This is a genomic window from Hamadaea sp. NPDC050747 (assembly GCF_040654195.1).
In the GTDB taxonomy this organism is placed as follows: domain Bacteria; phylum Actinomycetota; class Actinomycetes; order Mycobacteriales; family Micromonosporaceae; genus Hamadaea.
Map to the genome: position 1 here is coordinate 1 of NZ_JBFAHM010000032.1, position 12,735 is coordinate 12,735.

Annotated in this window: 7 protein-coding genes and 1 pseudogene; 3 read left to right on the top strand and 5 right to left on the bottom strand. The window is 65.6% G+C overall.

Annotated features, from left to right (window positions below; all coding sequences use genetic code 11):
- The first annotated feature begins 73 nt into the window (after positions 1-73).
- Complete coding sequence (locus tag AB0H43_RS38765) at positions 74-490, top strand: hypothetical protein (RefSeq protein WP_360008639.1); 417 nt, start codon at positions 74-76, stop codon at positions 488-490.
- A 20-nt stretch (positions 491-510) separates the two neighbouring features.
- Here the strand turns inward: AB0H43_RS38765 and AB0H43_RS38770 are convergent.
- From AB0H43_RS38770 to AB0H43_RS38785, 4 genes and pseudogenes are all read right to left on the bottom strand, one after another.
- Positions 511-1,361 (bottom strand): IS5 family transposase gene (locus tag AB0H43_RS38770; RefSeq protein ID WP_360008656.1). Its coding sequence is split into 2 segments (ribosomal slippage): positions 511-830 and positions 830-1,361, totalling 852 coding nucleotides; the frame shifts between segments, so codons are not numbered across the junction.
- Between the two features lie 218 nt (positions 1,362-1,579).
- Positions 1,580-3,015 (bottom strand): annotated as a pseudogene (locus AB0H43_RS38775) (NF041680 family putative transposase).
- Between the two features lie 410 nt (positions 3,016-3,425).
- Positions 3,426-3,917 carry a hypothetical protein gene (locus tag AB0H43_RS38780; protein ID WP_360008642.1) on the bottom strand — a complete coding sequence of 164 codons (492 nt, stop codon included), beginning with the start codon at positions 3,915-3,917 and terminating at the stop codon, positions 3,426-3,428.
- 168 nt (positions 3,918-4,085) lie between these two features.
- Complete coding sequence (locus tag AB0H43_RS38785; protein WP_360008645.1) at positions 4,086-4,964, bottom strand: transposase; 879 nt, start codon at positions 4,962-4,964, stop codon at positions 4,086-4,088.
- A 409-nt stretch (positions 4,965-5,373) separates the two neighbouring features.
- Here AB0H43_RS38785 and AB0H43_RS38790 point away from each other — a divergent pair, with 409 nt between their 5' ends.
- Positions 5,374-11,826: an RHS repeat-associated core domain-containing protein gene (locus tag AB0H43_RS38790; RefSeq protein ID WP_360008648.1), complete on the top strand. Its 6,453-nt coding sequence runs from the start codon at positions 5,374-5,376 to the stop codon at positions 11,824-11,826.
- Positions 11,827-11,829: 3 nt separating this feature from the next.
- Here AB0H43_RS38790 and AB0H43_RS38795 read toward each other — a convergent pair whose 3' ends face one another.
- On the bottom strand, positions 11,830-12,030 hold the full coding sequence (locus AB0H43_RS38795; RefSeq protein WP_360008650.1) for a hypothetical protein: 201 nt from the start codon (positions 12,028-12,030) through the stop codon (positions 11,830-11,832).
- Between the two features lie 304 nt (positions 12,031-12,334).
- Between AB0H43_RS38795 and AB0H43_RS38800 the strand changes: the two genes are divergently transcribed.
- The coding region (locus AB0H43_RS38800) for a DUF2716 domain-containing protein (RefSeq protein WP_360008653.1) at positions 12,335-12,735 on the top strand (401 nt) is incomplete at its 3' end.

Sequence of the window (12,735 nt, forward strand, 5' to 3'; positions counted from 1 at the left end):
CGTCGGGTCATGAGGGATCTCGAGCACCACACGGCGACACTCAAGTGGACCGCGACGGCCTATGATCCTTTGCATGACGATGCTCGATGAGGCGGCGCAGCGTAGCCGCGCCCGCCTGCGGCGCACTGCCGTCGGGTTCGTTGGCCTGTGGTGCGTCGCCCTGACTGCGTTTGCGAGCATCAATCTCCGGACTGGGCTGCAGGCGAGGCCGTACTTGCTTCATAACGGCAGCGACGCGGGCGATCGGTTCGCGACGAATTTCACGATGGTCTCGTCGTGGCTCGGTTTGGTGGCGTCGGTCGGCCTGGCCACCTGGGTCACATCGTTGGTGGTAATGACGCGGACAACCCAAATGCATTCTGTGCTGCGGACCCGCGTCCGCGTGGCGTCGGCGGTAGTGCTCGTCAGCACTCCGTTCGTCACCGTCGGCACGCTCGTTGTCGCTTATCAGATGATCGTGCCGGTGATCTATTCAGGAGTGCGTTTCTGAGCGCCGGTTGAACAACCGGGTCAGCCTGTGGTGGCAGCGGCGGGTCGGAGGCGGCCGGTGCGGTGGTAGCGGGCCAGGCGTCTGGTCATGACGATGACCATGGCCCACTGGGCCATCGCGGCATGGTGTTCGGGGTGGCGCTCGTAGTCGCGCACGGTGCGGCGGCAGCGGGTGATCCACGACAGCGTTCTCTCGACCACCCACCTGCGGTGCAGAACCTGGAACCCGACCTGGTCGGCCAACTTGCGCACGATCTCCACGGCCACGCCAAGCACGTCGGCGGCCCAGTCGACGAGTTGGCCGGAGTAGCCTCCGTCGGCCCAGATCCTGACCACTCGGTGAAGCAGGTGCGCAGTGCCCACAGCAGCGTGCGGGCGGCGTCACGGTCCTGCACCCCAGCAGTGGTGACCAGGATGATCAGCAGCAGGCCAGTGGTATCCACGACGATGTGGCGCTTGCGGCCATTCACCTTCTTGCCCGCGTCGTAGCCGCGGCTGGTGTTGGCGACGGCCTCGGCTGCGCGCACCGACTGCGAGTCCACAATCGCCGCCGACGGTTCAGCGTTGCGGCCTTCGGCGAGGCGGACCTGTTCACGCATGCCCGAGTGCAGCCGAGTGAGCGTGCCGTCGCGGGTCCAGGTCCGGAAGTAGTGGTAGACGGTGGGCCAGGGTGGGAAGTCGACCGGTAGCGCCCGCCACACGCAGCCGTTGTGGTCGAGGTAGCGGATCGCGTCGACGATGTCGCGGCGCGGGTAGGTGACCGGCCGGCCGCCGCGGTCGCTGGTGCCTCCGGCGGGCAGGTATGCGGCGATCAGCCGCCATTCGATGTCGCTGGTGTCGGATGGGTAGCGGCGTGGACGCGCCGTGGCCAGGTGCTCGGGCGCGGGAGCCGAGGGTGCGGCAGCGGCCTGGCCGCAGACCAGGTAGAAAGACACGGTAGGGCCTTCGGGGTGGCATGGCTTCGACAACCACAGCCGTACTCGAAGGCCCTACCTCGTGTCCTCGTGACACCCCGAAGTAGATTCAGATTGTCGGCTCAGCCGAATCTTCCGCCCTGATCTGGTTCTTCAACGGGCACTGAGCTTGTCGTTTAACCCGTCTGCTCTCGTCGTTCGGTGATGCTGAGTGCGCGTTTCACGGTTTTCCCGACGTCGTAGCTGGGTGCGGGCTGCCGGTTCTTCGAGCCGGAAGGTCGTCCGGGTCCGGCCTTGCCGGGTTTTGGCGCGCTGGCGGGGTGGGCGATCTTCGGGTGGATGCGGCGAAATCCGCGGCGGACTCGCGCTGGGGTGAGCCGGTCCGGGTCGGTAGGGCGTTCCCAGGGTCGGCGGAGGTATGCGGTGAGGCTGCGGGCGAGGCGTAGCTGGGTGTGGCAGGAGATGATCAGCCAGGTCCACCGGTCGGCGGCCTGGGGTGTGCGGATCTTCGGCCGGGTCCAGCCCAGGGTCTGCTTGAGTAGCCGGAAGTGTGTTCGAGGTCGAATCTGCGCAGGTAGGACTGCCAGCTTCGGTCCACGTCGGCGGCGGTGGCCTCGGGGATGGAGGTCCATAGCCAGACCGGTTTCGGGTCGCGGTCGCCGGGCAGGTGGTCGACCTGTAGCCGGATCAGGGTGCCTTCGATGATCGGCAGGGTGGTGTCGTGGTCGATCCAGCTGGTGCGGCGGGCCAGCCGGGGGTGGGCGCGGTTCCAGCCGGTCGCTGTCGCGGTGCCGTAGCGGCTGGTCTGCGTTGTGGTCGTGGTGTGCGGGGCCGGCCAGGTCGTCGGGTCGTTCAGCGCGAGGATGGGGCCGTGTTTGCGGGGCCGGCCGGTCGTGGCCGGGGTGCGGGCGGGTGGGGGTAGTGCCATGACCCGGTCGGAACGCAGCCGACCGAGTAGGTCGACGGGCAGGTGTGCGAGGAGGAACGCCAGTCTGGGGATGTCGTAGCCGGCGTCGCACACGATCAGGATCCGCGGGTCGCCGGGAGTGTGGTGGCCGGCTGTGATGAGGCGCTGCACGACCTGGCGCAGCTGGTTGGCGGTGACCGCGGCCATGTCGTCTGCTGGTCCGAGCCGCACCGCGTCGAGGATCGCTGTCCATGAGGTCCGGCCGGTCTCGAGGGCCGCCACGAACGAGTACGGCCAGCCCGGGATCAGCTGCGACTGGTTCTTCGCACGGCCGTAGACGTGGCAGAACAGCCGGTCCGGGCTGGTCTGGGCGTCCGAGCGCAGCCACGGGCTGACGTCGACGGCCAGGACGATCCGCCCGTCTGCGGCTCGCGGTATTGCCAGGCCCGCGACGGCGCGGCGCAGCCGCGTGACGTCGACACGTCCGCTGCTCAGCCCGTCGTACATGCCGCCGTGGCCACGGCGGTGCTCGGGCGCCAGGACCAGGTCGACCAGCGACCTGACCTGCCCGTCGGTGCACAGCAGTGCGTCGGTGAGCTCGAACAGCGCGTCAGCGCGGGTGGTCAGAGCGCGGTAGAACTCGGTCCGGAATGCGGACAACACGGCGAGAGCCTCGACGCGGGCGGCGTCATCGCGCACACTTATCTCCACGGCTTTGGGGTGAATCTTGGTGTCTCAGCAACATCCATGATCACGCCAAGGCCGATCTCTGTCCATAGTGCACAAAGAGCTCCCGGGCCGTAGCGGCAGCTAACGGCCGGGGAGGTTAAACGACAAGCTGAGAAGCTCCATCCGACCGCACTGCTTGTGGCATGAGTCAATCAAGACGACTCCAAGCAACCCGGGGCACATCAGAGCCTCCACCACACCCGGTGCGGTTCAGGTCGAGATGGCCTCGGGCTCGTGGAGTGGTCACAGCTCGGGCGGGCAGCCGCTGGTTGACCGATTTACGGAACCGGTAGGCGTCGCCGCGACGGTCTTGATCACCCGGTTGGCGCCCTCGCCGCCAGGCGGGAGCAGACTGGCCGGTTCCACGAACGGTCAGCGCGGCCGGGTCAGACGGGGAACCCGAAGAGGTAGAGGACCTGCTTGTCAGCCGTCGTGTCGACGATGATCTCCAGTGGCCGTCCGCCGGTCCGATTTCCGTGATAGCCGACATAGGTATGGTCGATGGGGAAGGACCAACCCACCTCATCGGTCTTCGCGGCGAGCTGGAAGTGCGCTCGTGGCGCGCTGGTGGGTTCGCCGCCCTCCATGACGTTGGTCCTGAGGAACGACAGCATGCACTCCGAGGAGGCCGAGAAGCTGAGATAGATATCGTGTCCCCAGTCCCCGACCAAGGCGTAGTGCACATCGTCGTAGGGACAGCCAGGCATGACTAGGCCGTAGAGCTCGATGCCGTTCTCTAAGGACATGTCGCCGGAGTCGTAGGAATACGCCCGTTCGTCGTGGTGGGAACAAGCCGACACCAGGCCCGCCAACGCGACGATCACGACCGCGGCGGCCCGGCAGAGCCCTCGGCGTCCTCTCCGATCCTGGCTGATCATGGCTCTGACGCTAGCAGGATCGGACGAAATCAGGTGCGCCGATCGTCGATGGAAGCCCAATATCCTTCCATGCTGCAGTGATCGGTGTGCCGATGCGCTTGGGCAGCAGCTTGAGGTCGTCCTGCAGTTCGGCGAGGTGGTCGTCGGACAGGCTGTCGGCCCGGCGGGTCAGCCGGTTGCGCAGCTCCCACTCGCGGTTGCCTTGCGGCCGCGCCGCCCGCGGACCTGGATGGTGACCCGGCGGCGGACCTCGGTCACCGCGGCGTTTGCGAGTTGGACGATGTGGAAGTGGTCGACGACGAGCTGGGCGTGGGGCAGGGCCTGGCGGATGGCGGACTTGAATACGGTGCTCATGTCGATCGCGACGTGGCGGACCCGCTGCCGCCAGTCGGCGGGATGGGCCGCCAGCCACTCGACGACCGCGGCGGCGGTGCGGCCCTCGACCTGTCCGAGCAGGCCCTGCCCACCGGATAGGTCGACGAAGCCGATGTGCCACCGGTCGACGATCGTCTGCCAGGACTGCGCCTGCTCGTCGTAGACCCATTTCGGTCGGCCCCGGCGGACCTCGTCGATGCCCAGGACCTCGACCGTTTCGGGCTGGACGGGCAGTACCCGGGCCGCATGCTCGGTGAACGCCGCCACGACCACCGGCCACGACACCCGGTGGTCGCGAGCGGACTGCACAACGGTGCGCCCGGCGTCGGCGACCGCTGCCCTGGCGGATGCGCGCAACCGGACGGTCAGCCGTTTGCGGGCCGGTACCGAGCCGACCGCCTCGGTGAACGAACGGCGCGGGCAGGACGGCTCGTCACAACGCCATCGCCGCTTGCGCCACGCCAGACTCCGCCGACGGTAACCTGTCGGCAGGTCCCGCTGCCGCGTCGTACGCCGGCCCTTCGACCGGCGCGCCCGCGTGCCGCTCTCCGGACACCGCCGCGCCGCCTCATCCGCGGTAACCAGGTAGACCACCGGCCCCACCTGCCCGTCCTCGATACCGGTGACGGCCAGGCCCTCCAGGCCCAGCAGCCGGGTCGTAGCATCACTCATGCCCGTGGCTCTTCACTTGTGACCAACTTGCTTCGACACCAAGATGATCACGAAGAGCCATGGTGCATCTTAAGAGGACAGTCCTTATCAGACAGTCACAGCGGGTACACCGACCCCCGCAAAGTTCGTTGAGCCGACGTCACGGCCTCCACCGAACCCGGTACGGCTCAGGATGAACCGGGCCCGCTCCGTCGGGAGAGCAGCTATCGCCGTCGCACGCAAGAGATAATTTGCCCCAGCTGGGCGCTGGTCCGATTTGTGATCTTGACTCGTCCCGGGTTCGGCTTCATGATGTTGCGACATTTATCGCTGCGCTCTTGGGGTTCACGTGGTCACGGGGTCTGTTAAGCGTGAGTTGTTGTCGTCTGCGTCCGCCCGCTTCAGTGCGCGGGGGCGGTTGGCACAGTTGATGAGTTTGGTGCTGGTTGCCGGGCTATTCTCGGTGCTGCCAGCGCATCCGGCTCTCGCCGAGGGCGCGGCCGCCACCGCGCCAGACGAGTCGTCGCCTGCGACCCCGGTGGGCGTCAAGACCGCTCCGCAGGCCCAATCCGACCAGACGCAATGGTCGGCGCCGTCGGTGACGTGGCCTTCAGCGGCCAGCACGACGGTGACCCTCCCCCAAACAACGACAGCAGCAAAGACGTCCTCCTCGACAGACGCGAGCGTGTTGTCCACAGCTCCGGTGACCACCACCGTCGGCGGACTACCGGTCGCGGTCACGGCAGTCGATGTCGCCGACGGCGGTGACGTGCTGTCCGAGCGCGCATTGCAGGATGCGGCCGACGGGTCGGACATGCCGGGCGCAGTGACATTGTCGTCGATCGACCACGCGACGGCCGAGGCCGCTGGGGCAGCGGCCGGTCTGCGGGTCTCCCGCGCTGACGGCCTGAATGCCGCCGCGACCGTGGACCTCTCTGTCAACTATGCCGCGTTCGGGCACGCGTACGGCGGGGACTACGGTCCCCGTCTGCGGGCGGTGCTGGCCCCAGCGTGCGCCTTGGCAACCCCGGACCTGCCGGACTGCGCAACCCGCACACCTCTCGTCGGCGGCAATGATGCCAAGGCGCAGTCGGTGTCGGCGCGGGTGGAACTCTCGGTCTCGGCGGGTACGACCGCTGCGCAGTCGATCGAGTCCGGACCGGGTGGTTTGGGCACCGTCGACGGCGCGGATGTCTCCGCGGCCGAGCAGGTGGTGTTGCTGGAGGCCACCGGATCCAGCGACAGTGGCACGTTCAAGAAGACCTCGTTGTCGTCGGCGTTGTCGTGGCAGGCCGGTACGTCGAGTGGCGCGTTTTCCACCTCCTACAAGCTGAATGTGCCGTCGGTGCCGGGGTCCCTGACGCCGGACATCACGTTCTCGTATTCGTCGTCGGCGGTGGACGGTAGGACCAACGCGGAGTCGGCGCAGACGTCGTGGCTGGGGGAGGGCTGGTCTTACGAGCCGGGGTACATCGAACGGTCGTACCGGTCCTGCGCGCAGGACAAGGACACAACCCCAACCTATGCGAATGCGACCGCGGACCTGTGCTGGAACCAGGACAACGCGACCCTGGTCTGGGGCGGCAAGTCGACCCCGCTTGTGCGCGATGACGCGACGGACAAGTGGAAGATGGCCGACGGTGACGGGTCGAAGATCGAAAAGTATGTCGGCCTGGGCAACTACGGTGAGGGTGCCGAGACGTGGCAGATCACCACGGCGGACGGCACCAAGTACTACTTCGGCATGAACAAGCTGCCCACCTGGAACACGGGCAACCCGGAAACGCATTCGGCGTGGAACGTGCCGGTGTTCGCCAACCACTCCAGCGACCGCTGCTACAACAAGCGCGGCACGGGCTTCGCCAACTCGTGGTGTGTGATGACGTGGCGGTGGAACCTCGATTATGTCGTGGATCCGGCCGGGAACTCGATGACGTACTACTACCAGAAGCAGACCCCCAAGACGGGCCTGAACGGTTCGGCGACGAACCTGGTGTCGTACGACCGTGGCGGCAGTCTTCTGAAGATCGAGTATGGGATCCGGGCGGGTCAGGAGTTCACGGGCGTCAAGCCGGTGGGTCTGGTCGAGTTCACCCAAGGCGATCGGTGTCTGTCGAGTTGCTGGACGGGCGGCGGGCCGAGCCCGGTGGTCGAGAACTGGCCGGACGTGCCATGGGACCTGGACTGTCCTCCGGTCAAGACGTCCTGCACCGGGAACGTGTCCCCGTCGTTCTGGACCTACCGTCGGCTGGCGAAAGTCACCACCAAGGTGTGGAACCACACGTTGGCCACTCCTTCCTATGTGCCGGTGGATGAGTGGGCGCTGGATCATGCGTTCCCTGCTACGAGTGAGTCGGCGACCGACCCGGCGTTGTGGCTGGACGACATCGTCCATACCGGCCTGACTGGAACCGCAGTAGCTCTCCCGACGGTGCACTTCGGTGGGAATCGGTTCGCCAACCGCGCTGGGTTCGAGGCCGTCAACACCGGGGTGAACATCCTGCGCTATCGGCTCACCCAGGTCTTCAACGAGTTCGGCGGGCTGACCGCGGTGACCTACGAGGGATCGGACTGCGGCGCAGGCACCAGCGCCCCGGACCCGGACTGGAACCCGAAACGCTGCTTCCCTCAGCAGTACACGCCGCCGGGCAACACGACCGACGGAGGCTGGACCTGGTGGAACAAGATCCGCGTCACCCAGGTCAAGGAGCAGGACCTGGTCGGCGGCCAGCCCGACGTGCTGCACACCTACAGTTACACCAACACCGGGTCGTCGTCGACGAACATCTTGTGGCACCACAACGATGACTCGTTTGGCTCCCGGCTGGCCGACCGGTCCTGGTCGGACTTTCGCGGTTGGTCGACGGTCACCACAGTCACCGGCACCGCAGGGTCTGGCACGATCAAACGGGAGCAGGTGTTCTTCCGGGGCTTGAACGGTGACCGCACCGACGACGGTTGGGGCACCCGCAGTGTCACCGTCACCGATTCACGTGGTGTGGCGTGGGCCGACCTTCAAAGCCGGGCCGGCGCCCTGTTGGAGGAAAAGTCGTTCACGTTGAACGCGGCCGGGGCCGAGGTGGTCGACTCGTCGACGATCTCGTTCCCGGTCGAGTGGAGTACCGGCAGCCGCACCATCACCGGTGCGCAACCGCCGACCCAGACCGCGTACGTTTCCGAGAACAGAGCAACGCTGTCGCGGCAGCGGCTCGCGGACTCGAACACCTACCGCTATCACAAGATCGACTACACGTGGGATCAAACCTACGACCGTATTTCCGAGTCCACCGACCATGGCCTAGTCACCGTTGACGTCGCACACCCCGAGGGCGTCGACGGCACTGAGGACGACGAAACCTGCACCTTGACCGAGTACGCCGGCACTTCCGCAGCATGGATGACTGACCGAGTGGCACAGAGGACCGTCTACGGCAAGACATCGATCTACCCAGGCACCCTCTGCAAGGGACCCGATAGTCCCAACAATGTCCTCAAGCAGGAGCGGTTCTACTACGACCAGCAGGCGTTCCGGGACCTTCCCGGCGACGCCTCGCAGGTGCGTGGTTTGCAGACGAAATCTGAGGCCGTCATCGGCTGGAAGAAGCTGATCGGCGAGGGACCCTGCACCGACGACTTCTCCTGCGTGGGTGTCTATGACACTGTCGCGCAGACGGAGTACGACATCCATGGCCGGCCGACGAAGGTCACCAACAGCCTCGGGTATGTGACCACCACCGAATATGCGCCTGCTTCGGACAAGGCCATAACGTCAATCACCGTTACCGACCCGAAGGGGTTCACGACCGTAACCGCGGTCGACCCCCTCCGCGGACTTCCCAAGACCGTTACCGACGCCAACGCCAAGACGACCACCGGCGAATACGACGCGCTCGGCCGGCTAACGAAAGTCTGGCGGCCGGGACACTCAACGAGTACAACGCCGGACACGGAGTACACCTACGCGGTTCGCGGCTCGACCGGACCGTCCTACACAATCAGCTACGTGCTCGGCCCGAACGGCAACACGATTCGCTCCTTCGAATTGCTCGACGGACTGGGCCGAACCCGCCAGGTACAGACCCCGGCCACCAGCGGTCTGCTCATAACGACCACAAACTATGACGCGCGCGGCTTGACCACGAGCACGTCGGTGTTCAACTACGACGAAGTCGCCATGCCCTACGGGGCGATTGTGATGCCGACCGCGCCGCCAGTCGAGCACCGGTATACCTACGACACCGCCGGAAGGCAGACCTCCGACGCCTTGTGGTCCGCCGGCGCCCAGAAGTGGACGATCACCACCACGAGCTACTTCGGCGACCACACCACGGTCAACAGCGCCACCGGCGGCATCGACGCGACCACCTACACGGACATCTTCGGGCGCACCACCGGCCTGCTGCAGACCAACGAATCTACTGTCGTCGGTCCGATGTCCCGCTACGAGTACGACAAACTCGACCGGCTCGCAAAGGTCGTCGGCTCCGACGATGCCGCATGGATGTACACCTACGATTCGCGCGGCCGAAAGACCCGGACCGTGGATCCCGACACCGGTACGTCCACAACCGACTATGACGCCGACGGAAACATCACCAAGACCGTCGACGGCCGCGGCCAGGTCCTGACCTACACCTACGACGCTCTGGGCCGCAAAACGGGATTGTATAAGTCCACCGACCAGACGGCCGCAAACATGCTGGCCAGCTGGAGCTACGACACCGTGCCCAGTGGAAAGGGCCAGCTGGCCTCATCCAGCCGCTACATCGGTGGCAACCAGGTCGGCGGCTCCGCCTACACGCAGCAGATCACCAGCTATGACGACAGCTACAAGCCTCGGCACACCGACCTGATCATCCCCGCGACTGAAGGCGCCCTCGCAGGAACCTACGGCATCGACTACACCTACAAGACCAACGGTGCCCCGGCAACCCAGGCCACCGTCAAGAAATCCGGTGCGTCTGTAGGCGGGCTGGCGGACGAAACTCTGGTTTACACCTACAACAGCGTCGGTCAAACAGTCGGGGTCGCTGGCGGTGCTGCCAGCGCACCCCAGACGTATGTCGCCGATACTGCCTACACCTACGACGGGCTCGTGGCGCAGCAGATCCTGGGTACCGCTGGCAAGCAGGTCCGCCACACCTACAGCTACGACGACGCCACCCGTCGGCTGACCTCATCCCAGGTCGACGTCCAGACCTCGGCGACCACCTGGGTCAACCAGAAGACCATCGACGCATACGTCTACGACAACGGCGGCAACGTCCAATCCATCCAGACCACGACCAACGGGATCGTCGACCAAGCCGAATGCTTCGACTTCGACTACCTGCGCCGCCTGACCGACGCGTGGACCGAAGCATCGGCCACATGCGACAGCAGCAACAAGCAGGTAGCCGGGGTTGACCCATACCGGCTGAGCTGGACGTTTGATCTCGCGGGCAACCGCAAGACTGAAACCAGCTACAAGGCGGACGGAAGCGTCGATTATCTGTCGACTTACACTTACGGCGCTACTGGCAAGCCGCTGCACGCGCTTGCCTCCGTCGTCACCACAGGGACCGGCGCGGGCACGAAGACGTACGACTACGACGCCGCCGGCAACACCATTAGCCGACCCGCTCCTGGGGGAAGCCAGCAGTCCTTGAGCTGGACCGAGGACGGCAAGCTCTCCCTGGTTGACGATTCCAGCGACACCAGCATGGTGTACGACGCGGACGGCAACCGCATCATCCGCGTCGAGCCGGGCGGCTACCGGACGCTCTATCTGCCGGACGGAAGTGAACTGCGCGCGAACGGCAGTGGTGCTGTGATGGCCATCCGCTACTACGGTGGTGTAGCCGCGCGGTCGGCCAACACCGATTCGTCCGGCAACCTGACCAGCGGATCGACGCTGACCTGGACGATCACCGACCACCACGGCACCGGTTCGATCGTGGTCGACTCGTCCACCCTGTCGTGCCAGCGTCGGCGCAGTGCACCCTTCGGCGCGGGCCGCGGGAGCCAGCCGAGCGGATTCGGTAGCAAGGGCTTCGTCGGCGGTACCAACGATCCGACTGGACTCGTGCACGTGGGCGCTCGCGAGTACGACCCGACGATCGGGCGCTTCATCAGCGTCGACCCCGTCTTCGACAGCTCAGACCCACAGAGCTGGAACGGCTACGCGTACGCCAATAACGCCCCGGTAACCAGCAGCGACCCGACCGGTGAGATGCGTGACTCTAAGGATGAGGGAAGTGGCGGCTGCTCTGGCGCGCTGTCTTGCGAGGTGGACAAGCCGGCGAGACCTACGGGTCCGTCGTGTGAGAACAGCGGCGGCGCCAGTTCCCGAAGTGCGACTTGTGGCCCCACGGTCCACGAGCCGAAGCAGGAAGATCGGGATACCGAAAGCAACCGACTCTTCGGTTCGATTGCACAGGCAGCGGGGCTGGGTTTTGTCGGCTTGGTGAATGGAATGCAGTCCGGCGGCCTCTGCGGAGGCGGTGGGGTAGTGGCTACCGTGGCTATGTCCGGTCAGCTGTGCATTGTGGGTGACGACGAGGTCGTCGGACTGACTTGGACGAAGAGTTACGGTGGCGGATTCGGCACGTCAGCCGGCGTTAACGTGGCAGTCACCGAGTCCGACGGAACCTTCGACGACGCGGCAGGGTACGGACGCTATGGCAACGTGGCTCTTGGCGATTACGAGTTCGGTTACGGTCAGAGTCTGGACGAGCACGATCAGCCGAACGGGGTAGAGAGTTACAGCGTGGGCTACGGCAAAGGCACCGGGTATACGCCCGTCTCTGGCGGTGGTCAGTACACGGAGGTTATCGGGCGACCCCTTACCTGGAACGAGTTGACGCCAGTCCTGATGTTCGGAGCATGGGGTGCCCTCTGGTAGCGATCAGCGGTAAGCGTCGAGGGCTGTGATCACGGGTACGTCGGCCGACCGGACCCCGCCGGAATCACCGACGTGCCCGTGATCGACGGAGAACCCGGTCCCATATTCGTCCGGGGAGTACCGGTCATACAGCCGAACCGTGACGTCCGGGCTCTCACGGCAGTGGACGGTCAACTCGTCGGGCTCGGTAGGGTTACGGTGCATCGAGCGACGATAGCGGTTCGCCAGCGCCATTCGCCTGGGGATTCGAGGTGGGGGAAGCGTTGACTGGCGAGACGGCTGCTACCCTCGTCATGATCGACATGGTCAACATTTGCCATCCCCCATGCGTGCTTCTCAGCCGCCAGGCCAACGCTCATCGTCGCTGCGAGCAGCGATTTAACGCTGTGACACTGGCCTTGATCGAGTAGGGTGCCGGACGTGGCGCTTAGGGGCTTACCGCGAGCTTGTCGGCGCTGAGAAGGCGGTCTGGGACCGCTTCGACAAGGAGTTCGACTTCCGGCCGAGCATGCACCGGTACCCGGCAATCACCGAGCCGATTCCTTCAGTCACCTGGAGTCTGAAGATCCTGGACGACGACCCTGGGTACGTCCGGCTCGACCGCATGGTCGAGGTCGTACATGCCGGGCTCACGTCCCTTGCGGGCACCGACTCGATCCTGTTTCTGGATTGGCAGCACACCTGCTACCGAGTCTGGCCCAGCCTCCTCGGCCCTGACAACATCGACCCAGCCGGCAAACGGGGCTGGCCACTGTCGCCGTACCCCGACAACGACTACTACATCTACCTCGCCGAGGACTTCCGGTTCGGCACCTTCGGCCACCCCTGGGAATCGACGCTATGCGTCTTCGGCCAGGATCTTCTCAACCTCGTCGAAGCCGACTTGGACGCGCTCCTCGGCGAGGCAAT

Excerpts from the sequence above, each read along its gene's own strand:
- AB0H43_RS38795 (WP_360008650.1), bottom strand. The coding sequence starts at position 12,030 with ATGCACCGTAACCCTACCGAGCCCGACGAGTTGACCGTCCACTGCCGT.
- AB0H43_RS38780 (WP_360008642.1), bottom strand. The coding sequence starts at position 3,917 with ATGATCAGCCAGGATCGGAGAGGACGCCGAGGGCTCTGCCGGGCCGCC.
- AB0H43_RS38785 (WP_360008645.1), bottom strand. The coding sequence starts at position 4,964 with ATGAGTGATGCTACGACCCGGCTGCTGGGCCTGGAGGGCCTGGCCGTC.
- AB0H43_RS38765 (WP_360008639.1), top strand. The coding sequence starts at position 74 with ATGACGATGCTCGATGAGGCGGCGCAGCGTAGCCGCGCCCGCCTGCGG.
- AB0H43_RS38790 (WP_360008648.1), top strand. The coding sequence starts at position 5,374 with ATGAGTTTGGTGCTGGTTGCCGGGCTATTCTCGGTGCTGCCAGCGCAT.